Annotated in this window: 20 protein-coding genes and 1 pseudogene; 10 read left to right on the top strand and 11 right to left on the bottom strand. The window is 72.9% G+C overall.

What is annotated here, in order from left to right:
* The first annotated feature begins 329 nt into the window (after nt 1-329).
* A complete protein-coding gene (locus tag AB0H37_RS13565; protein ID WP_360612708.1) occupies nt 330-2,132 on the top strand; it encodes a thiamine pyrophosphate-requiring protein in 1,803 nt (600 codons plus the stop codon).
* A gap of 33 nt (nt 2,133-2,165) precedes the next feature.
* On the opposite strand, the gene AB0H37_RS13560 is transcribed toward AB0H37_RS13565, so the two are convergent.
* From AB0H37_RS13560 to AB0H37_RS13540, 5 genes are all read right to left on the bottom strand, one after another.
* Nucleotides 2,166-2,768: a TIGR00730 family Rossman fold protein gene (locus AB0H37_RS13560; RefSeq protein ID WP_229810425.1), complete on the bottom strand. Its 603-nt coding sequence runs from the start codon at nt 2,766-2,768 to the stop codon at nt 2,166-2,168.
* A 45-nt stretch (nt 2,769-2,813) separates the two neighbouring features.
* On the bottom strand, nt 2,814-4,472 hold the full coding sequence (locus tag AB0H37_RS13555; protein WP_329094526.1) for an ABC transporter permease: 1,659 nt from the start codon (nt 4,470-4,472) through the stop codon (nt 2,814-2,816).
* Nucleotides 4,469-5,380, bottom strand: a complete 912-nt coding sequence (locus AB0H37_RS13550) for an ABC transporter ATP-binding protein (RefSeq protein WP_179832956.1) — start codon at nt 5,378-5,380, stop codon at nt 4,469-4,471. Before AB0H37_RS13550 ends, AB0H37_RS13555 begins: the two co-directional genes overlap by 4 nt.
* On the bottom strand, nt 5,377-6,045 hold the full coding sequence (locus tag AB0H37_RS13545) for a TetR/AcrR family transcriptional regulator (RefSeq protein WP_360612705.1): 669 nt from the start codon (nt 6,043-6,045) through the stop codon (nt 5,377-5,379). Before AB0H37_RS13545 ends, AB0H37_RS13550 begins: the two co-directional genes overlap by 4 nt.
* 126 nt (nt 6,046-6,171) lie before the next feature.
* Nucleotides 6,172-7,254 (bottom strand): trypsin-like peptidase domain-containing protein, encoded by a 1,083-nt coding sequence (locus AB0H37_RS13540; protein ID WP_329094528.1) that lies wholly within the window; start codon nt 7,252-7,254, stop codon nt 6,172-6,174.
* Between the two features lie 179 nt (nt 7,255-7,433).
* On the opposite strand from AB0H37_RS13540, the gene AB0H37_RS13535 reads away from it, so the two are divergent.
* A complete protein-coding gene (locus tag AB0H37_RS13535; RefSeq protein ID WP_360612703.1) occupies nt 7,434-7,856 on the top strand; it encodes an archease in 423 nt (140 codons plus the stop codon).
* Between the two features lie 40 nt (nt 7,857-7,896).
* Here AB0H37_RS13535 and AB0H37_RS13530 read toward each other — a convergent pair whose 3' ends face one another.
* Nucleotides 7,897-9,315: an RtcB family protein gene (locus AB0H37_RS13530; RefSeq protein WP_360612701.1), complete on the bottom strand. Its 1,419-nt coding sequence runs from the start codon at nt 9,313-9,315 to the stop codon at nt 7,897-7,899.
* 103 nt (nt 9,316-9,418) lie between these two features.
* Between AB0H37_RS13530 and AB0H37_RS13525 the strand changes: the two genes are divergently transcribed.
* The 3 genes from AB0H37_RS13525 to AB0H37_RS13515 all read left to right on the top strand — a co-directional run bounded on the left by AB0H37_RS13525 (nt 9,419) and on the right by AB0H37_RS13515 (nt 12,325).
* On the top strand, nt 9,419-10,072 hold the full coding sequence (locus AB0H37_RS13525; protein WP_360612699.1) for a hypothetical protein: 654 nt from the start codon (nt 9,419-9,421) through the stop codon (nt 10,070-10,072).
* 172 nt (nt 10,073-10,244) lie between these two features.
* On the top strand, nt 10,245-11,081 hold the full coding sequence (locus AB0H37_RS13520) for a geranyl diphosphate 2-C-methyltransferase (protein WP_329094532.1): 837 nt from the start codon (nt 10,245-10,247) through the stop codon (nt 11,079-11,081).
* 50 nt (nt 11,082-11,131) lie between these two features.
* The gene (locus AB0H37_RS13515) at nt 11,132-12,325 is read left to right on the top strand and encodes a family 2 encapsulin nanocompartment cargo protein terpene cyclase (RefSeq protein ID WP_329094533.1); all 1,194 of its coding nucleotides are present in this window, start codon (nt 11,132-11,134) and stop codon (nt 12,323-12,325) included.
* Nucleotides 12,326-12,385: 60 nt separating this feature from the next.
* Here the strand turns inward: AB0H37_RS13515 and AB0H37_RS13510 are convergent.
* Together AB0H37_RS13510 and AB0H37_RS13505 are read right to left on the bottom strand one after the other, a co-directional pair.
* A pseudogene (locus tag AB0H37_RS13510) lies at nt 12,386-12,682 on the bottom strand (cytochrome P450); the annotation flags it as partial.
* 94 nt (nt 12,683-12,776) lie between these two features.
* Nucleotides 12,777-13,913: a LuxR C-terminal-related transcriptional regulator gene (locus tag AB0H37_RS13505; RefSeq protein ID WP_360612696.1), complete on the bottom strand. Its 1,137-nt coding sequence runs from the start codon at nt 13,911-13,913 to the stop codon at nt 12,777-12,779.
* 113 nt (nt 13,914-14,026) lie between these two features.
* On the opposite strand from AB0H37_RS13505, the gene AB0H37_RS13500 reads away from it, so the two are divergent.
* From AB0H37_RS13500 to AB0H37_RS13485, 4 genes are all read left to right on the top strand, one after another.
* Entirely contained in the window at nt 14,027-14,614 is a 588-nt protein-coding gene (locus AB0H37_RS13500; RefSeq protein WP_360612694.1) for a dihydrofolate reductase family protein, read from the top strand.
* 96 nt (nt 14,615-14,710) lie between these two features.
* Nucleotides 14,711-15,058 (top strand): hypothetical protein, encoded by a 348-nt coding sequence (locus AB0H37_RS13495; RefSeq protein WP_329094537.1) that lies wholly within the window; start codon nt 14,711-14,713, stop codon nt 15,056-15,058.
* A gap of 72 nt (nt 15,059-15,130) precedes the next feature.
* On the top strand, nt 15,131-15,760 hold the full coding sequence (locus AB0H37_RS13490) for an RNA polymerase sigma factor (protein ID WP_360612692.1): 630 nt from the start codon (nt 15,131-15,133) through the stop codon (nt 15,758-15,760).
* Nucleotides 15,757-16,728: a CU044_5270 family protein gene (locus AB0H37_RS13485; RefSeq protein ID WP_360612690.1), complete on the top strand. Its 972-nt coding sequence runs from the start codon at nt 15,757-15,759 to the stop codon at nt 16,726-16,728. The genes AB0H37_RS13490 and AB0H37_RS13485 overlap by 4 nt, the downstream gene beginning before the upstream one ends.
* 67 nt (nt 16,729-16,795) lie before the next feature.
* Here AB0H37_RS13485 and AB0H37_RS13480 read toward each other — a convergent pair whose 3' ends face one another.
* A complete protein-coding gene (locus AB0H37_RS13480; RefSeq protein ID WP_329094539.1) occupies nt 16,796-17,596 on the bottom strand; it encodes a TIGR00730 family Rossman fold protein in 801 nt (266 codons plus the stop codon).
* Nucleotides 17,593-18,669 carry a succinyl-diaminopimelate desuccinylase gene (dapE, locus tag AB0H37_RS13475; protein WP_360612687.1) on the bottom strand — a complete coding sequence of 359 codons (1,077 nt, stop codon included), beginning with the start codon at nt 18,667-18,669 and terminating at the stop codon, nt 17,593-17,595. The genes AB0H37_RS13480 and dapE overlap by 4 nt, the downstream gene beginning before the upstream one ends.
* 33 nt (nt 18,670-18,702) lie before the next feature.
* Here dapE and AB0H37_RS13470 point away from each other — a divergent pair, with 33 nt between their 5' ends.
* On the top strand, nt 18,703-19,386 hold the full coding sequence (locus AB0H37_RS13470) for a 4'-phosphopantetheinyl transferase superfamily protein (protein ID WP_329098372.1): 684 nt from the start codon (nt 18,703-18,705) through the stop codon (nt 19,384-19,386).
* Here the strand turns inward: AB0H37_RS13470 and AB0H37_RS13465 are convergent.
* The gene (locus AB0H37_RS13465; protein WP_179832942.1) at nt 19,376-20,212 is read right to left on the bottom strand and encodes a 2,3,4,5-tetrahydropyridine-2,6-dicarboxylate N-succinyltransferase; all 837 of its coding nucleotides are present in this window, start codon (nt 20,210-20,212) and stop codon (nt 19,376-19,378) included. The two genes, AB0H37_RS13470 and AB0H37_RS13465, sit on opposite strands and share 11 nt — an antisense overlap.
* Between the last annotated feature and the right edge of the window lie 28 nt (nt 20,213-20,240).

Genomic DNA, 20,240 nt, shown 5'->3' with positions numbered 1-20,240 from the left:
ACCTCGGGACGCGACCGGAACGCCGTCCGCAGCCGGTCCCCGGTGGCGCGGGCGGCGAGTTCGGCGATCCCGGCGAGCTCCCGCGAGGCGGGGACATCAGCGTTCATCGTTCTCCTTCGATCACGGCAAGATCACGAATGCGCACATCACGACCGTATCCGAGCCCCGCAAGGCACCCGGGCGGGCCCTTTGTTACAGGGCCCCCGACTCGGGCAGTGGGTCCCTGGGCCGGATCCGACGTCGCCGTCGTGGACGAAGGAACCCGTCGTGGTGACGGAGTCTCCGGCGGCATCGGGCGCGCCGCACGAGCGATGACGAAGGAGAGAGCGATGGTGCAGCAAGTGGCCGACTACGTCCTCCGGCGGCTGACCGAGTGGGGCGTGAAGCGCGTCTACGGCTACCCGGGCGACGGCATCAACGGGATGCTCGGCGCGTTCGACCGCGCCGAGGGCGAGCCGGAGTTCGTCCAGACGCGGCACGAGGAGATGGCCGCGTTCATGGCCTGCGGCCACGCGAAGTTCACCGGCGAGGTCGGCGTGTGCGCGGCGACGTCCGGGCCGGGCGCGATCCACCTGCTGAACGGCCTGTACGACGCGAAGCTGGACCACCAGCCGGTCGTGGCGATCGTCGGGCAGCAGAAGCGCCTGGCGCAGGGCGCGCACTACCAGCAGGAGGTCAACCTGGAGAACCTGTTCTCCGACGTCTCGGAGTTCTGCCAGATCGTCATGCACCCCGGCCAGATGCGGCATGTCGTCGACCGGGCGTTCAAGACCGCCCTGACCACCCGCGGCGTCTCGACGATCATCATTCCGGAGGACGTCCAGGAGGCCGACGCGGTGCCGTCGCCGCCCAAGGAGCACGGCTCGGTCTACTCCAGCGTGGGGTGGAGCAGGCCCCGCGTCCTGCCCGACCCCGAGGAGCTGCGCAAGGCCGCCGACGTCCTCAACGAGGGCACCAAGGTCGCGATGCTGATCGGCCAAGGCGCCGCCGGCGCCGAGGCCGAGGTGATCGAGACGGCCGAGCTGCTCGGCGCCGGCATCGCCAAGGCGCTGCTCGGCCGCGAGGTCGTCCCGGACGACCTGCCGTTCGTCACCGGCCCCGTCGGCCTGCTCGGCTCCAAGGCCAGCGACGAGATGATGATGAACTGCGACGTGCTGTTCATGATCGGCACGAGCTTCCCGTACGCCGAGTGGCTGCCGGACGAGGGCAGCTGCAGGGGCGTGGAGATCGACATCGACGGGCGCATGATCGGCATTCGCTACCCGATGGACGCGCACGTCGTCGGGGACGCCGCCGAGACGCTCCGAGAGCTGATCCCGCTGCTGCGCCGCAAGGAGGACCGCTCCTGGCGCGAGGAGATCGAGGAGAACGTCCGCACCTGGGACGCGGTCATGGACAAGCGGGCCGGCCAGAGCTTCGAGGGCAAGATCAACCCGCAGGCCGTCGCGCACGAGCTGTCCCCGCTGCTGCCGGACGATGTGATCCTCACCGCCGACTCCGGCTCGGCCACCAACTGGTGGGCCCGGCACCTCAAGCTCCGCGACGGCATGCGGGCGTCGCTGTCGGGCACCCTCGCCACGATGGGCCCCGGCGTCCCGTACGCCATCGCGGCCCGGTTCGCCTACCCCGACCGCCCGGTGATCTGCTTCGTCGGCGACGGCGCGTTCCAGATGAACGGCATGAACGAGATGCTCACCGTGAAGCGGTACGCCGAGCGGATGGCCGGCTCGCCGCTGGTCTTCGCGGTGTTCAACAACCAGGACCTCAACCAGGTCACCTGGGAGCAGCGCGCGATGGGCGGCGACCCGAAGTACGAGGGCTCGCAGAGCATCCCGGACTTCCCCTACTCCGAGTTCGCCGAACTCTGCGGTCTCAAGGGCATCTACTGCGACGATCCCGCGAAGGTCACCGAGGCCTGGCGGGAGGCCCTGGCGAGCGACCGTCCCGTCGTGCTGGAGTTCGTGGTCGACAGCGAGATCGCCCCGATCCCGCCGCACATCATGAAGGACCAGGCGAGGAAGGCCGTCAAGGCGGGCCTCAAGGACCCGCAGAGGCTCGGTATCGCGGCCCGCGGCTTCCGCCAGAAGCTGACCGACATGTACGAGAGCATTCCGGGCCGCAGACATGACTGACCGGCGTCCGGAGCGGAGTGGTTCGCCCGTCGGTCAGAGTTCGGCTTCGGCGTAGTCCTCGGGGGAGAACTCGATGCGGGGCTGTGTCCGCTCCAGGAGGTCGAACGCCTCGGGGACGGTGCTCGTCCAGCCGACGGCGTCCCAGATCTTGGGGCGGGCGAAGCCCTGCTCGGTGAGGCCCTTCATCAGCTCGCGCAGCGGCTCGTAGACGCCGGTCGGGTCGAGGATGACGACGGGCTTGTCGTGCATGGCGAGGACGCGGGCCGTCCACACCTCGAACAGCTCCTCCAGCGTGCCGATGCCGCCGGGCAGGACGAGGAACGCGTCGCTGAGCCGGTCCATCTCGCCCTTGCGGGCCCGCATGTCGGCGGTGACGATCAGCTCGTCGTTGTCCTCGTCGGAGATCTCGACGCTGACCAGCCCCTCGGGGATCACGCCGACCGTGCGGGCGCCGCCGTCCCGCGCGGCGCGGGCGACGGCGCCCATGCACGAGACCTGGGCGCCGCCGCTGACGAGGCTGTGACCGCGCCGGGCCAGCTCGGCGCCGGCCTCGGCGGCGAGGTCGACGTACCGGCGGTCGATCTTGCCGCTGGACGAGCAGAACACGCACACGGCGAGGGGTTTCCGGGAGTTCACCCGGCCCAATCTAACGGGTCCGTCCGGGTGGGGCCGGAGGAGGGTTCACGCCGTGGAGAGGTCCCGGCGGCGGAAACCGAGCATGCCGAGGGCGGACAGGACGGCCGCGATCGCGAGCAGCCAGAGCAGCGGCGTGGCCGTGAAGTCGTGCCCCGGCAGCTTCGGAACGTGGGTGAACGGTGAGACGTCCAGGGCCCACTGGTTCAGGTCGAGGCCGGCTCCGAAGAGCGTCACGACCGCGAAGACGCCGACCGCGGCCCAGGCGCCGCCGGTGAGCCTCGGCGCGAGGCCGAACAGCGCGAGCGCGATCGCCCCGACCAGCCACACGGCGGGCAGCTGCGCGAGCGCGGCGCCGAGGACGCGCGGCACCTCGCGGCCGGGGTCGCCGGTGTCCAGGCCGTGCGCGAGCCCGGCGGCCAGGCCCGCGACGCCGAGGCCGGCGACCGGGCCGAGCAGCGCGAAGGCCAGGTGGCCGGACGCCCACCGCAGCCGCCCGACGGGGGTGGCGAGCAGCGGCTCGGCGCGCTGCGCGGTCTCCTCGGTGCGCAGCCGCAGCGTGGCCGAGACCGTGTAGGCGGCGGCGATCAGGCCGAGCATGCTCATGATCGAGGCGAAGTAGGCGTCGGTGATCCCGCCCTGCCCGCCGAGCCGGGTGAAGATCTTCTCCAGGTCGGGGTTGTCCTTGACCATGTCGCCGACGCCGCCCGCCACCGCGCCGTACACGACGCCGAGCGCGGCGAACCCGGCGAGCCAGCCGTAGAGGGCCCGGCTCTGCAGCCGCCAGCCGAGGCCGAGGGACCCCGAGAGCATGCGCGGGGCGTCCGCGGGGCCGAGTTTGGGCGGCAGCACGCCCGCGCCCACGTCCCGGCGCGCCGACAGCAGGCCCGCGGCGGCGACCAGGGCGGCCGTGAGCACGGCGACCAGCGCGAGCGTCCACCAGCGTTCGCCGCCGTAGGCGCGCAGGCGGTTCTCCCAGCCGAGCGGGGACAGCCAGCCCAGCCACGACAGCTCGTTGCCGGCGCCGCCGACGTCGGCGGCCATCCGGACCACGAACGCGGCGCCGAGCGCGGCGATCGCCGTGCCCCTGGCGGCGCCCGCACCCTCGCTGAGCTGGGCGGTGATGCCCGCGACGGCGGCGAAGACGCATCCGGCGGCGGCCAGTTGCAGGCCGAACGCCAGCGAGCCCGCGAACGGCAGGCCCTGCGCGGTCATGCCCGCGGTCAGCAGGACGGCGAGGACGAGGTCGGCCGCCATCGTCACGACGAGCGCGGCGGCCAGGCCCGCCCCGCGCCCGGTGACGGTGGCGCCGAGCAGCTCGCGGCGGCCCGCCTCCTCCTCGGTCCGGGTGTGCCGGACGACGGTGAGCACGCTGATCAGCGCGATGACCACCGGGATGAACCCGGAGCGCTGGGCGATGATCGCGCCGAGGCTCGTGTCGTACAGCGGCCCGTACAGGGCGAGGAACGTCGGGTTGGTCCCCGTCGTCCGCCCGTACGCGAGCCGCTCGGCGGCGGTCGGGTAGAGGCTGTCGGTGGCCGCCACGAAGTTGATCGGGATCAGCGCCAGCACGATCACCCAGGACGGCAGCAGGAACCGGTCGCGGCGCAGGATCAGCCTGATCAGCCCGCCGGTCCCGGTGAGCGACCGCAGCGGCGTCGCGCGGGACGGCGCGGCCGACCGCGCCTCGTGGATCGCCGTGCTCATCGGGCCGCCTCCGATGCGAGCTCGTCCTTGTAGTGGCGCAGGAACAGCTCCTCCAGCGTCGGCGGGCGGCTGCTCAGGCTCCGCACGCCGACCTCGGTGAGCTGCCGCAGCGCCGCGTCCAGTTCGGGGGTGTCCACCTCGAAGCGGATCTTGTTGCCGTCGATGCGGACGTCGTGCGCGCCGGGCAGCGGCAGCCCGTCCGGCGCCGACGCCAGCTCCGCGTCGATGGACGTGCGGGTCAGGTGCCGCAGCTCGTCCAGCGTCCCCGACTCCACCGCGACGCCCTTGCGGATGATCGTCACCCGGTCGCAGAGCGCCTCGACCTCGGACAGGATGTGGCTGGACAGCAGCACGGTCCGGCCGTCGCGCCGCTCCTCCCGGACGCACTCCTGGAACACCTCCTCCATGAGGGGGTCCAGGCCGGAGGTGGGCTCGTCGAGCAGCAGCAGCTCGGCGTCGGACGCCAGCGCGGCGATGAGCCCGACCTTCTGCCGGTTGCCCTTGGAGTAGGCGCGGCCCTTCTTGCGCGGGTCGAGCTCGAACCGGTCGAGCAGTTCGGCCTTGCGGCGCGCGTTCACGCCGCCGCGCATCCGGCCGAGCAGGTCGATCACCTCGCCGCCGGACAGGTTCGGCCACAGCGTGACGTCGCCGGGGACGTAGGCGAGCCGGCGGTGCAGCTCGGTCGCGTCCCGCCACGGGTCGCCGCCGAGCAGCCGGGCGGTGCCCCCGTCGGCGCGCAGCAGGCCGAGCAGGACGCGGATGGCGGTCGACTTCCCGGCGCCGTTCGGGCCGAGGAAGCCGTGCACCTCGCCGGGCTGGACGGTCAGGTCCAGGCCGTCCAGCGCGCGGGTCCGGCCGAAGTTCTTGACCAGGCCGGAGAGGGCTATGGGGGGCGTGTTCGGGGTCACCGGTCCTCCTCGTCGGGGGGTCGCCCGCCGGGGGCGGGCAGGGTCTTGAGGGCGGCGCGCGTCTGCGCCACCAGTTCGGGCGTCAGGAGCCGGTCGTCGAGGACGTCCAGCATCGCCAGCGCCATGCGGGGGTAGCCGTCGCCCATCAGGACGTCGGCGCCGAGCGACCGCGTCATGTGCTCGTGCAGGACGATCAGGCCGAAGCTCATGCCGGTCATGACCGTCGCGTAGCCGTGCGGGTCCTCGGTGTCCGGCCGGGACATGCCGGGCGCGCCCCGTTCGAGCATCTCCTCGCTGAACGCGACCGCCTCGTCGAAGAGCACGGCCGCGGCGGCCGACCCGTCGGTCAGGGCGCGGGCCAGGTAGCGCTGGATCGGCAGGGCCGTCCGCATGGCGATCGCGAGGAAGTTCGGGCTCGCCATCCTGCCGCGCAGGGCCTCCTGCTTGGTCTCGCGGATCACCTCGATCACGTGCTCGTCGCAGGCCGCGCGCAGCGCCTCCTTCGTCCCGTAGTGGTGCTGGACGAGGGCGGGCGACACGCCCGCGGTTTTCGCGATGCCCCGGATCGTGGCGCCCTTCACCCCGTGCTCGGCGAACTCCAGCAGGGCCGCGTCCCTGATCCGGGCGCGCCCGGTCAGGTCCTCGGCCCGCTCCTGCGTCGCCATTCCCACCCCCTGTACGAATGTTCAGTTGCCTGTACGCTTGTACACTGTACTCACGTACAGGCTCCCGTCAACCGTGGGGGCCTGCGGCCCGGGCCGGGCGGTGGGGCCGGACAGTGGTCCGGGCGGTCAACCGCCTCCGGGCAGCTCGCCGAGCGTCACCTGGACCTGCTTCTTCGAGCCGTCCGGCTTCTGGATCTCGACCTTCACCGTTTCGCCGGGCCTGAGGTCCGTGAGGACGGTCGTCAGTACCGTCTGGTCGGGCGTCGCGGTGCCGTTCACCGAGAGGATCAGGTCGCCCTTCTGGATCCCGGCCTTGGCGGCCCCGCCGCCCTTCTGCACCTCCACGACGGCGACCGCCGACCGCCGGCCGGTCTGCGGGTCGACGATCGTGCGCACCACCACGCCGAGCGCGGCCCGGCCGGAGTTCGACACCTTCCCCGACTCGATGAGCTGCGGGACGATCCGTTTGACCGTGTCGCTCGGCGTCGCGAACCCGATGCCGGGCGCCGCGGCGCCGATCTGCGGGTCGGAGGCCGCCGCGGTGGGGATGCCGATCACCTGCCCGTCCAGCGTGACCAGGGCGCCGCCGCTGTTGCCCGGGTTGATGTCCGCGCTCGTCTGGATGGCGTCGGCGATCGTCGAGCCCTGGAAGTCCCCCTCGCCCTTGGTCGACACCGTGCGGTGCAGCGCGGAGACGATCCCGTTCGTCACGCTTCCGGCGAGGCCGAGCGGGTTGCCCATCGCCAGAACGATCTGCCCGACCTGCGCCTTGCTCGACTCGCCCCACGAGGCCGGTTTCAGCGACCCGCCGCCGACCTTGATGACGGCCAGGTCGTCGGCGGTGAACGCGCCGACCATCGAGGCGTTCAGCGGGGAGCCGCCGCCGGACGAGGTGACCTGGATCTTCTTCGCCCCCGCGACCACGTGCGCGTTGGTGACGATGTCGCCCTGGGCGTCGAACACGACGCCCGACCCCTCGCCCTGGTCGGTCTGGATCTTCACCACCGACGGCAGGACGGCGTCCACGACCTTCACGTACTGCTGCTGCAGGTCCGACCCGGCCCCGGACACCGGGGGCGACGTCTGCACCGACGCCGGCCCGGCGTTCCCGGCGTTCCCCGCGTTCTCGGACTTCCCGCTGCACCCGGCGAGCACCATCGCCCCCGCCAGCGCCGCCGCGCATGCCTTCGCCCTCGCGCTCCTGTCCACGCTCCACCTCCAGAGGGGACGGTTCCCGCCCGCCGAGCGACGGGCGCCGCGCCACGCGCGATTTTGCGACGTCATGCCGCAGGTCAGAGCCGCAGCTGATCTTTGGAGGCGTCCGGTGCGCGCCCGGCCGCGTGGGGCCCGGCCGGTTTCCCATGATCGGAGCCGGGTAGCCGTCCGACATGTCGCGCGCAAGCGGGCACCGGGACGTCCCCCACGCCGCCGACCTGAGGATCGAGGCGTGGGCCCCGACGCGGGAACGCTGCGTCGCCGAGGCGGTGGCCGGGCTCGTGGAGTCGTTCGCCGACGTCTCCGGCGTCCGCCCGTCCGGCGGCATCCGGGTGGACGTGCCGCCGGGCCCGGACGCGGACCTGCTCGTCGCCGTCCTGGACGAGGTCGTCTACCGCCTGGACGTCGACGGCGTCCTGGTCCTGGACGCCGAGATCACGGGGGCGCCGGACGGCGGGCTCACCGTCCGGCTCGCGACCGGGGACGCCGCGGAGGCGGTGGGGACGGGAGCCGTGCCCAAGGCGGTGTCGCTGCACGAACTGCGGTTCGGCCGCGACGCCCGCGGCTGGTCCTGCGCCGTGACGATCGACGTGTGACCGGCGGCGCGCCGGGCGAAGGGCGTGGGCGACCGGCCGGTCAGCCCTTCACGACGCCCAGCGGGACGAGGCGGGCGACCTTCCGGCAGAGTCCCGCGCCCTCGGCGGCCTCGACCACGGCGGACACGTCCTTGTAGGCGTCCGGCGCCTCCTCGGCCAGGCCGCGCCACGACGACGGCCGCACGGCGATGCCCCGCTCCTCCAGCGCCGCCCGCAGCTGCCTGCCGCCGACGCCGCGTGCGGCCTGGTGGCGGCTCTGCACCCGTCCGGCGCCGTGGCACGTGGACGAGAACGCCGGCGCGCCCGGCACGCCCGTCAGGACGTAGGACGAGGTCCCCATCGTCCCGGGGATCAGCACGGGCTGCCCGGCCTCGCGCAGGTCGGGCGGCAGATCGGGATGGCCGGGCGGCAGGGCGCGGGTGGCCCCCTTGCGGTGCACGCACAGCCGCCGCGGCTCGCCGTCCACCACGTGCTCTTCGAGCTTGGCCAGGTTGTGCGAGACGTCGTAGACGAGGTCGAGCCGGGCGCCCGCGACCCGGCGGAACACCCGGCGCGCCGCCTCGGTGAGCAGCTGGCGGTTGGCGCGGCCGTAGTTGGCCGCCGCCGCCATCGCGCCCAGGTAGGCGCGGCCCTCGGCGGAGTCGACCGGGGCGCAGGCGAGCTGCCGGTCGGGGACCTCGATGCCGTACCGCGGCATCGCCGCCTCCATCGCCCGGACGTGGTCGGTGCAGATCTGGTGGCCGAGCCCGCGCGACCCGCAGTGGATCATGACGCAGACCTGGCCCGGCCGCAGCCCGAACGCCCCGGCCGCGTCCGCGTCGTAGACCTCGGCGACCCGCTGCACCTCCAGGAAGTGGTTGCCCGAGCCGAGGCTGCCGACCTGCCGGGCGCCGCGCTCCACCGCGCGCTCGCTCACCTGGCCGGGGTCGGCGTCGGCGACCGCTCCCGCGTCCTCGCAGCGGCGCAGGTCGCGCTCGTTCCCGTGGCCCTGCTCGACCGCGTACCGCGCTCCCCCCGTGAGGATGCCGGTCAGGTCCCGCCGTCCCGGCAGATGCCACACCGCGCCCTTGCCCATGCCGCGCGGGATGACGGGGTCGAGGCCGTCCATCAGGTCCCGCAGGGCGGGGGCGAGGCCGGAGGCGTCGGTGTCCGCCGCCAGCAGCCGGACGCCGCACGAGATGTCGAATCCGACGCCGCCGGGCGAGACCACGCCGCCCTCGCGCGGATCGGTCGCCGCCACGCCGCCGATCGGGAAGCCGTATCCCAGGTGGACGTCGGGCATGGCGTACGAGGCCTCCACCACTCCCGGGAGCGCGGCAACGTGGGCGACCTGCTCGATCGCGTTCTCGGCGGGCGCCAGCAGCTCCCGCGACGCGAACAGCACGCCGGGCACGCGCATGGCGCCGGTCGGCTCGATCCGGAACCGGTAGGGGCCGTCCTCGACCAGGTCGGCGTGCACAAGTCGGGGGTTACCCCCGGCCCCGCCCCCCATGCGTCCTCATGCGCCCCGGTGCGTCGGGGGCCGGGGGGTTCACGGGCATCCTGCGGGTAGCGTGCGAATCATGCTGGCCGAACCCGCGCCCTCGCTGAGCGACCTCGCGCTCGGGCTGGTCGTGGTGGTGCTCGCGCTGCGCCTGGGACGGGCCCCGGGGCCGCATCGGCACTGGCGCACGGCCTTCTGGTGGGTCGGGATCGCGGCGCTCGCCGGATCCGTCCACCACGGGCTGATCAAGCACTCGGAGCGGTGGTCGGGGCCGAGCTGGGCCCTGATCAGCGGCATGGTCGTCGTCGCGGTGTCCTACCTGCTGGCGGCCACCGTCGCCGAGGTGCTCGGCCCGCGCCACGGCAGGACGTTCTGGCTGCTGCGCTCGATCGGGATCGTCGCCTACACCGTCCTCGCGGTGACCGGGCACGCCGGGGTCGGCGCCCTGCTCGCCTGCGAGAGCCTGACGATGGTGTGCATCCTCGCGCTCTGGGGCTGGGCGGCATGGCACCGCCACCCGATGGCCGGCCCGGTGATCGTCGCGCTGGTCGCCAGCGCCGCGGCGGCCGCGACCAAGGCGATCGACCCGAGCGTCACCCGCCGCGTCGCGCTGGACCCGACCTCCGTCTACCACCTCGCCCAGATCGTCGGGATGGTCCTGCTCTACCTGGCGGTCACCAAGCCGCGCCGCCCGGACCGCCCGGACCGCGAGCCGCGCGCCCTCCTCCGATAGCACGGGCTCGGCCGGTCGCGCGGCGCCGGCGGACAGCAGTGGCCGCGGTGGCACATTCCCCTAACGGAGGTGTCTTCCTTCTGTGCTGAAGGGTGGCCTTTCGGACACGGACGGTCACCATTAGCTTTCAAACCGTGATCCGAAACCACCGTCCCCGTGGAGGAAAGCGTTCATGACGGCCATCGCCAGCGTCTACCAGCACGACGTCGCCACCTACTGGAACACCGAGCGCAACCCGGTCAACCTGCGTCTCGGCGACGTTTCGGGGATCTACCACCACCACTACGGCATCGGCGAGGTGGACTGGTCGGTCCTGGAGACCCCGGAGGACGCCCGCGAAGAGGCGATCATCACCGAGCTGCACCGGCTGGAGAACGCCCAGGCCCGGTTCCTGCTCGAACACCTCGGCGACGTCCGGCCCGACCACCGGCTGATGGACGCCGGCTCGGGCCGCGGCGGCTCCAGCATCATGGCCAACGCCGCCTTCGGCTGCCGGGTCGACGGGGTGTCGATCTCCCAGGCCCAGGTGGACTTCGCCAACGGGCAGGCCGCCGAGCGCGGCGTGTCCGACAAGGTCCGGTTCCACTTCAAGAACATGCTCGACACGGGGTTCGAAGCGGGCGCGTTCCAGGCGATCTGGAACAACGAGTCGACGATGTACACCGTCCTGGACGACCTGTTCGCGGCGCACTCCCGGCTGCTGGCCCGCGGCGGCCGGTACGTCACCATCACCGGCTGCTACAACGACGTGTACGGGCTGCCGTCCCGGGCGGTGTCGACCATCAACGCCCACTACGTGTGCGACATCCACCCGCGCAGCGCCTACTTCCGGGCGATGGCGGCCAACCGGCTCGTGCCCGTCACCGTGGTCGACCTGACCGCCGACACCATCCCGTACTGGGAGCTGCGCGAGAAGTCGTCGGTCGCGACGGGCATAGAGAGCGCCTTCCTGGAGGCGTACCGCGACGGCAGCTTCCAGTACCTGCTCATCGCCGCCGACCGCATCTGAACCCGTCAACCCGGACCGGTCGCCTTCGGGCGGAGGCAGGTGAGCAGACCATGGAAACGACGCACCACGGGTGCAGCGGCCGGCGCGCGCCGTACGGCTCGTCCGCGGAACCCCGGCCGGAGCGACCGTCCGGAGTGGGGACCGAGGCGGTGTCCCTGCCGTCGCTGATCGCCGCGGCCCGTCCCAGCCGGGAGCCGTCCTACGGCGACCTCCTGGCCGGGAGGCATCCGCGGCCGGTCGGCGGCGGCGGGCCCGGCTACGTCGAGCGCGCCTGGGGGGACGGGTCGCACTCCCCGCTCTACTGCCCGCTCCCCGAGCGCGCCGACGACGCCCTCGCCGCCGAGGTCGACGCCCGGCTGGCCTCCTGGGCGCGCGACCGCGGGTTCGACGACCACGAGCTCGACGCGCTCGGCAAGGCGGCCTTCGGTCGGCTGGTCACCCTCGCCCACCCCGACACCGACGACCCGGACGCCCTGCTCGTCGCCGCGCAGATGAACGCCGGGTGGTGGGCGGCCGACGACTACTACGCCGACGACACCGCCCTCGGCGCCCTGCCCGCGATGCTGCCGCAGCGCCTCACGCTGGTGATGTCGGCGATGGACCCCCTCCCGCCCGCGGGCGAGTTCACCCCGCCGCTGAGCGAGGCCCTCCAGGGCGACGTCGTCCTGCGGATGCTCGGCTCGGCGGTCGACCACCTGAAGCGCCACGCGTCCCCCGTGCAGGTCCAGCGGATCTGCTACTCCACCTTCGCCATGTTCGTGAGCTGGACGGCCTACGCGGCCTGGCGCGAGAAGGGCGAGCACCCGCCCGCCTGGGAGTATCTGGCGGCGCGGCAGCACGACAGCTTCTACACCTCGATGACGCTCATCGACGTCCTCGGCGGCTACGAGGTCCCGGCCCAGCTGTACTACGACCCGCGCGTCCGCCGCGCCGCCTTCCGGGCCGGGACGGCGAGCGTGATCGTCAACGACCTGCACTCGGTGGCCAAGGACGCCGCCGACGAGAACCCGGTCTGCAACCTGGTGCTGCTGATCGCCGCGGACGAGGGCTGCTCGGTGGAGGAGGCGACCGAGACCGCCGTGCGCCTGCACAACGACCTCGTCCGCGACTTCGAGGCCGGCCACCGGGAGCTCGCGGGCGTCCCCTCCCCCGAGTTGCAGCGGTTCCTGCGCGGGCTGCGGGCCTGGATGGGCGGCGGCTTCGAATGGCATGCCACCAACCCGCGCTACCGCGAGGGTGCCTGAAGGGCGCCGTTCCCGTGGCGCCCGGCGCCGGGCAGCTCTACGGCGCCGTCGCCCCGACCCGAAACTGATCTTGGCCGTGGTGTCGCGGCCCAGGTCGAACCGGTCGGGCTCGGCGAACACGCGCGGGTCGCGGTCGGCCGCGCCGATCACCAGCAGCATGCGGGCCCCGGCGGGGACGGTCACGCCGTGCAGGGTGAACTCCGCGGTGACCGTCCGCCCGTCGGCCAGCGCCGGGGCCTCCAGGCGCAGCGTCTCCTCGATCCAGTCGCCGACCCGCCCGAACGCTTCGGACGGCCGGTCCAGATGCCGCCAGGCGCAGTGCCAGGCGCCCGAGATCAGGCCGTGGAAGTAGCCCACCAGCGCGGAGATCGCCTCGCGGCCCGCCGGTCAGCATCCGCTTACGGCGCCCTCCCCCAACCCCAGCACATCGTGAACGGGGCCATGTGACCGATTACGGCCACCCGGCGGTGGACCGTGCCACGTCGCCCAGACCCAGCGGGCCCGCGTAATGGTCGAAGAAGATCCGGGCCACCAGGTCGCCGCGGGACGCCGCACCCGACTTGGCGAAGATCGACTTCAGGTGGTCCTGCACGGTGTAGGGCGACACGCGCAGCCGTCCGGCGATCTGCCGGGTGGACAGGCCCCGCGCGACGAGTTCGGTGACCCGCCGCTCCCGCTCGGTGAAGCCGTACGCGTCGACGATCAGCGGCGCCATCTCGGCCGGGCGGGCCGCTTCGAGCATCACCGCGACCGGCGCCGCCGGGCCGTTCCCCATCAGCGAGGCCCGGACGATCAGCCATCGGCCGGTCCCGGTGCGCACCCGGGCCCTGGCCGCCCGGAGGCCCCCCGGCGCGGACCGCTCCCCCGCGGCCGTTTCACGGAGGGCCCGCGCCTGGCGGGCCGCGGCGTGCACGACCAGCGGCAGCCGGGCACCGGGCCGGACGCCCGCGCCCAGCTCGTCCAGCCACCGGTCCGCGGTCTCGTCGGCCATGCTCACACCGTCGTCGGCGTCGAGGACCAGCACGCCGACGCCGGCGTCGCCGGCCCGCGCGCTCTCCAGCAGCAGGCCGCGCCGCAGCCCGTCGGCGATCGGCCCGGCCAGCGACGACACGAGCCCCACCTCGTCCGGCGCGAAGTACGGGCGCCCGGCCTCGCGGAACACGGTGAGCACGCCCCAGGTCGCGGCGCCGCCCGCGAGGACGACGCGCATCTCGTCGGCGAAGCCGCCGGGACGGCGGATCTCCCGCTGCCGCGGGCTGCGGTCGAGATCCCCGGCGGTCGCCTCGCTCAGGCTGGCCGCCGGGCGGTCCGCGCGGGCCAGGTGGACCCACTTGTTGAAGTCCGGCTCGCGCGCCTCGATCTCCAGGAGCCGGACCATCTCGGGCGCGGGCAGGCCGTTCTCGACGTACTCCGCGGTCGGCAGCAGGGTCGCCGGATCGGTCGTCATGAGGCAGGTGCCCTCGGCGGGCACGGCACGGCCCAGCACGTCGCCGACGGCCCGTGAGAACTCCGCCACCGCCAGACCGCGGTGGGCCAGCCTCACCAGGTCGTCGCGGACGCGCCCGGGCGCCGCCGCCGCGTTGACCACGCGCCGACCCTACATCGGGGCGCCATCCCAGAAACCTGGGATTCAGCCGCGCGGCCGCCGCCCCGCATGCTGGAAGGGCGGCCGACGCCGCCCTCACGAAAGGAACCCGCCCGATGGCGACCATCCGGCTCTACATGACGATCTCCCTGGACGGTTACGTCGCCGGGCCGCACGACGGCCCCGACGCTCCCCTGGGCACCGGCGGCTTCCGCCTCTTCAACTGGCTCGACCGGAGGAACGACCCCGGACCGAGCGGCCAGGTCTACGGGGAGGCGATGGCCACCCGCGCCGTCATCTCGGGCCGCCGCACCTACGAGCTGGCGGGCCGCTGGCAGGGCGACCACCACGACGGCGTGCCGATCTTCGTCCTGACCCACGCGGTCCCGGACGACCGGCCGCCGGGAAGCGTCCGCTACGTCACCGACGTCCGCGAATGCGCCGAACTGGCCCGCGCGGCGGCGGGGGACGGCGACGTGATGGTCCACGGCGCGGGGGCCGCGCAGGCGCTGCTGCGGGCCGGGGAACTGGACGAGCTCGAACTGCACGTCGTCCCCGTCCTGCTCGGTCAGGGCCGCCGCCTGTTCGACCACCTGCCGCCCGACCACCGCGAACTGCGCCTGATCCGCCGGTTGGCCACGCCGGAGACCGGGGACCCCGCGCAGGCCGTCCTGCACCTGCGCTACCGCGTCCTCCGCCCCTGAGCCGGTGTCGCCGGGGTCCCGTCTGAGTACCGCAGCGTACGAACATGAGTAGAGGCACGGATCGATCAGGCGACCGGAGAACTGTTCACTGGGCTCGTGACCATAGAGAACACCGTTGCCGGCCCTCGGAAGCGCTCGGGCTGGCGAGTGGCCGCGGCGAGCACGCTCGCCCTGCTCCTTCCCGTCACCGTGCTCGCCTGGATCGCCGTGCTCGCGACCCCGGAGTACGGCCGATGCCTCACCTACGGGGAGCAGTGCGATCCGGCCTCCGACGTCCTCCTGCCCATCGCTTGGTGGTGCTTCTGGGGCAGCGGCGCCGCCGGCGTCATCGCGCTGCTCCTCCGGTCCCCCTGGACGGTGACCTCGCGGATCCGCCCGGTCCTGGTCATCGGGCAGGTGGCGCTTGCGATCGTGACCCCGACGGCCGTGATCGTCAGTGGATGAGCCGGTCGCCATGTGAGGTAGCTCACGGGAACCCGGTCGCTCCGGCGAACAGTCCTTCCTGTGGAGATGAGTATGCGTGCCCGGGTTCACTCCGGGGATCCGGATGCGTTCAGAGAACTGTTCGACGAACATGTGCGCTCGGTGTACAACCACGCGTTCCGCCTGACGGGGAACTGGTCGACCGCAGAAGACGTCGTGTCGCTGACCTTCCTGGAGTCATGGCGGCTGCGCGAGAGGGTCGACGTCGAGGTCGAGGGGTCGCTGCGTCCATGGCTGCTGGGCATCGCGACCAACATCGCCCGCAACGTGCGCCGCGCCGCCCGGCGCCATGACGGCGCCCTGGCGCGGCTTCCGAGGAACGACGTCGTGCCGGACTTCACCGACGAGGTCACGTCCCGCATCGACGACCGCGAGCGGCTCGCCCTGATGCGCACGGCCCTGGCGGCGCTGCGCAAGCCCGAGCGCGAGGTGCTGGCGCTGTGCGTCTGGTCCGGGCTCGGCTATGCCGAGGCCGCCGAAGCGCTCGGCGTGCCGGTCGGCACCGTGCGCTCCCGGTTGTCGCGCGCACGCAAGAAGCTGGAAAGGCTCGCCACCGCGAGTGCGGGGCCGCCCGGAGAACGCCGGGAACCGCTTCCCGGCCACGGACAGGAAGAGGATGACCGCGCGATCGCGGTCCGGTCCGCTCAGGAGAGAACCCGATGAACCCCACCCCGACTCAGCCGAACTCGAACGAACACGAGGAGCTGGCACGGCTGCTGCCGGCTCCGGTGGAGCGGGACCTTCCGGGCGACCGTCACCAACGACTCCGGGAGTTCGTGATGAGCGAGATCGACCAGGACCTTCGACCGGCCGAGCAGGCCTCGCGCCGTTCCGCACGACGGCGGCCCGTCATCCTGGCCTCGGCGGGAATCGCCGCGGCCACCGCGGCCGCCGCGGTGGTGGTCGGGATCGCCGGCACCGGGGGCGCCGAGGGGGCGAAGGAGAGTCCGTCCCTGTCCGCCACGGGCTCCCCCTCCGGTCGGCAGGTCCTGCTCGTGGCCGCCACCACCGCGTTGAAGGCGCCCGCGGGTTCCGGTACGTACTGGCACGTCAAGACGATCTACACCGACCGCGACGGCGGTGCGCGCACCACCATGGAGAGCTGGACCCGGCGCGACGGCCGGGTCTGGTGGAAGGGAGGGAAGACCCAGGGCAGGGTGGTCATGCTCACCCGGCCCGCTCCGTTCCGGCTGGGCGGGCCCGCCGTGACGCTCGCGCAGCTGCAGGAGCTGCCGGCCACGCCGGGCGGGCTGAAGGCGTGGATCGCCGCCGCCGTGAAGAAGAGCGACGTCACGACCAGCGCCGGGCGCCCCGACGCGGCCGCGCAGGAGCGATTCGTCTTCGAGGGGCTGCTGTCCCTGCTCTCCCAGCTGCCGGCACCGCCGCAGGTCCGCGCCGCCGCCTTCCGCGCGGCCGCCTCCTACCCCGACGTCAAGGACCTCGGCCCCGTCAAGGGCGGGCAGGGCCTGTCGATCTCCTTCGGCGGGGGGCGGAAGGCGAACCTGGTCATCGACCCGAAGACCTCGCGGATCACCGACACCGACTACTTCGTGTCGGCCGACGGCGCACAGGTCACGGCTCCCGGCGGCGCCGAGATCGTGGCCGAGTGGACGAGCGTGGCGCCCGGGTAGCCGATCCGCGCACGGGGATCGCCTGGACCTGCATGATCGGCCCGATCATGCAGGTCCAGGGCGGGGGCTACTCCCCGGCGCTGTCGGCCGCCTCGACCGCGGCGCGGGACTCGATGATCTCCTGCTCGGCCCGGGTGTGGCCCTCGATAATGATCTTGACGACCTCCTCCGGGTCGTCGGTGAGGTGGAACAGGTCGATGTCCTGCGGCGAGATCTTGCCGGAGGTCAGCATCGACTCCTTGACCCAGTCGAGCAGGCCGCCCCAGAACCGCGTGCCGACCAGCACGATCGGGAAGCGGGTGATCTTCTTGGTCTGGACGAGGGTGATCGCCTCGAACAGCTCGTCCAGCGTCCCGAACCCGCCCGGCAGGACGACGAAGGCCTGCGAGTACTTGACGAACATCGTCTTTCTGACGAAGAAGTACCGGAACTCCAGGCCGATGTCGAGATGGTCGTTCAGCTTCTGCTCGAATGGCAGCTCGATGCCGAGGCCGACCGACAGGCCGCCGTTCTCGTCGCAGCCCTTGTTGGCCGCCTCCATGATCCCCGGGCCGCCGCCGGTGATGACGGCGTAGCCGGCCTCGTGCAGGCGGGCGCCGATGTCGACGGCGAGCTCGTACTCCGGGGAGTCCGGCTTGGTGCGGGCGCTGCCGAAGACGCTGACGGCCTTCGGCAGCTCGGCGAGGAGGCCGAAGCCCTCGACGAACTCCGCCTGGATCCGCAGTACCCGCCACGGGTCGGCGTGCACCCAGTCGACCGGGCCGCGGCCGTCGAGCAGCCGCTGGTCGGTCGTGGTCGGGGGGACGGCCCGCCCCCGCAGCATGGCCGGCCCCTGCCGGCGCGAGCGGGAATTCACTTCCGTTGTCATGAAGCCACGGTAATGGGACCCTCCAGCCACGTGCGCATACGTTGCTCGCACTCGGCGATGAGGGGGATCTCGACGTACTCGTCCCGTGTGTGCGCGAGGGTCGGCTCGCCGGGGCCGTAGTTGACGGCCGGGACACCGAGTTCGGCGAAGCGGGCGACGTCCGTCCAGCCGAGCTTGGCGCGGACCTCGGCGCCGCTCATCGCGGCGAACGCGGCGGCGGCCGGGTGGTTCAGCCCGGGGCGGGCGGCGGGCGCGCCGTCGGTGACCGTCACCTGGAAGCCGGCGAAGGTTTCCCTGAGGTACGCCTCCGCGTCGGCGAGGGACTTGTCGGGCGCGAACCGATAATTCACGGTGACGACGCACTCGTCCGGGATGACGTTCCCGGCGACGCCACCCGAGATGAACACCGCGTTCAGGCCCTCGTGGTACTCCAGCCCGTCCACGACCGGACGTGACGGCTCGTAGGCGCGCAGGACGTCCAGGATCGCCCCGGCGGAGTGGATCGCGTTCGACCCCATCCAGGCGCGAGCGCTGTGCGCCCGCTCCCCCGTCGCGGTGACCTGGACGCGCATCGTGCCCTGGCAGCCGCCCTCGATCAACCCGCCGGTCGGCTCCATCAGCACGGCGAAGTCGCCCGCGAGCAGTTCGGGCCGGGACTCCGCGAGATGCCGCAGCCCGTTGCGCGCGGCCTCGACCTCCTCGCAGTCGTAGAAGACGTAGGTGACGTCCCGGCTGGGCGCCTCGACGGTCGCGGCGAGCCGGAGCGCGACCGCGACGCCGCTCTTCATGTCGGTGGTGCCGCAGCCGTAGAGCCGGTCGCCCTCCACGCGGGAGGGGAGGTTGCCGTTCAGCGGGACGGTGTCGAGGTGCCCCGCAAGGACGACGCGTTCGGCCCGTCCGAGATCGGTGCGCGCGACGACGTTGTTGCCGACGCGCTCCACCGCCAGGTGCGGCAGCGTCCGCAGCGCCTCCTCGACGGCTCCGGCCAGGGATTCCTCCCCGCCGCTCACCGACTCGATGTCGACGACCGCCGCCGTCAGGCCCGCGACGTCCGAGTACAGATCAAGCCCCATGGTCGAAGGTTATCTATCATCGCGTTCGTGGAGATGCCCGTACTGGAGTGCGCCGTCCATTGGGCGCGTCCCGCCGACGACCCCCGGATGCGCGACCTCCTGGACGACGGGGAGCGCGACCGCTACGCGCGGTTCATGCGCGCCGAGGACAAGGCCCGGTTCGTCACCGGGCGGTTCCTCGCGCGCACGGTCCTCGCCGAGGCCACCGGCCGGCCCCCGCACGACCTGCACTTCACCACCGGCTGCCCCCACTGCGGCGACGAGCACGGCAAGCCGCGCCTGCCCGGCAGCGGCCTGGACTTCTCGCTCTCCCACTCGGGCGACCGCGTCCTGCTCGTCCTGGTCGAGGGCGCCGAAGTCGGGGCGGACGTGGAGCAGGAGAGCGACCGCGACGTCGACAGCCTCTCCCGGATGGTCCTCACCGCCGCCGAGGCGGAGGTACTCAGGACCATGGCCGACCGGAAGCGCGGCTTCCACGCCTACTGGAGCCGCAAGGAGGCGCTCCTGAAGGCCACCGGCCACGGCCTGGCCGCCCCGATGACCGCCATCCACGTCTCCGGCCCCGACGAGCCCCCCGAGGTCGTCGCCTGGGAGGGAGAGGCGGCCGTCTCCCCCGTCCGGCTCGCCGACCTGGACGCGGGCCCCGGCTACGCCGCCTCGGCCGCCGTCCTCACCGACCGTCCCCTCAGGCTCGCCGAGTTCCCGCTCAGGTGTTGATGCCGTGGTCGCGGAGGATGTCGTTGAGGGACGCCTTGTCGTGGCGCTGCCCCTCCTCCAGCCGCTTGAGGATCAGCACCGCCGGAAGCCCGAACGTGCCGCCCTTGAACTCCTTGTAACGGGTGCCGCCCACCGCGACGCACCAGTCGGGGATGCGCCCGCGGCTGATCTCCTCGCCCGTCTCGACGTCGATGACCGGCATGGACGCCGACAGGTTCGTCCCCGACCCGACGACGGCGCCGCGCCCGACCCGCGCCCCCTCGACGATCATGGACCGGCTGCCGATCATCGCCTCGTCCTCGATGACCACCGGCTTGGCGTTCGGCGGCTCCAGCACGCCGCCGATGCCGACGCCGCCCGACAGGTGGACGTTCTTGCCGACCTGCGCGCAGGACCCCACGGTGGCCCAGGTGTCGACCATCGTCCCGGAGTCGACGTAGGCGCCGATGTTGGTGAACGACGGCATCAGCACCACGCCCGGCGCCAGGTGGGCGCCCCACCGCGCGATGGCGCCGGGCACGACGCGCACGCCGTCCAGGCGCGTCTTCAACGGGATGCGGTCGTGGTACCGGAAGTCGCCCACCTGCGATCGCGCCATGCCGAGGACCTTGAAGCTCAGCAGGATCGCCCGCTTGGCCCGCTCGTCGACGACCACCTCGTCGGTCGCGGGGTCGATCCGGGCCACGCGGGCCTCCCCGGAGTCGAGCTGGTCGACGGCGGCGACGATCGCCGCGCGCGCCCCGGCGTCGTCGGGCGTCAGCTCGGCGCGCCGCTCCCACAACTCGTCGATGTCGCCGGAGATCGGGCTGGTGAACGTTTCGGTCATGCCTCCTGAGCTTACTGGTGGCCATCTC

Source organism: Actinomadura sp. NPDC023710, assembly GCF_040639875.1.
Taxonomy (GTDB): domain Bacteria; phylum Actinomycetota; class Actinomycetes; order Streptosporangiales; family Streptosporangiaceae; genus Spirillospora; species Spirillospora citrea.
This window is presented reverse-complemented; position numbering and strand designations above follow the sequence as displayed.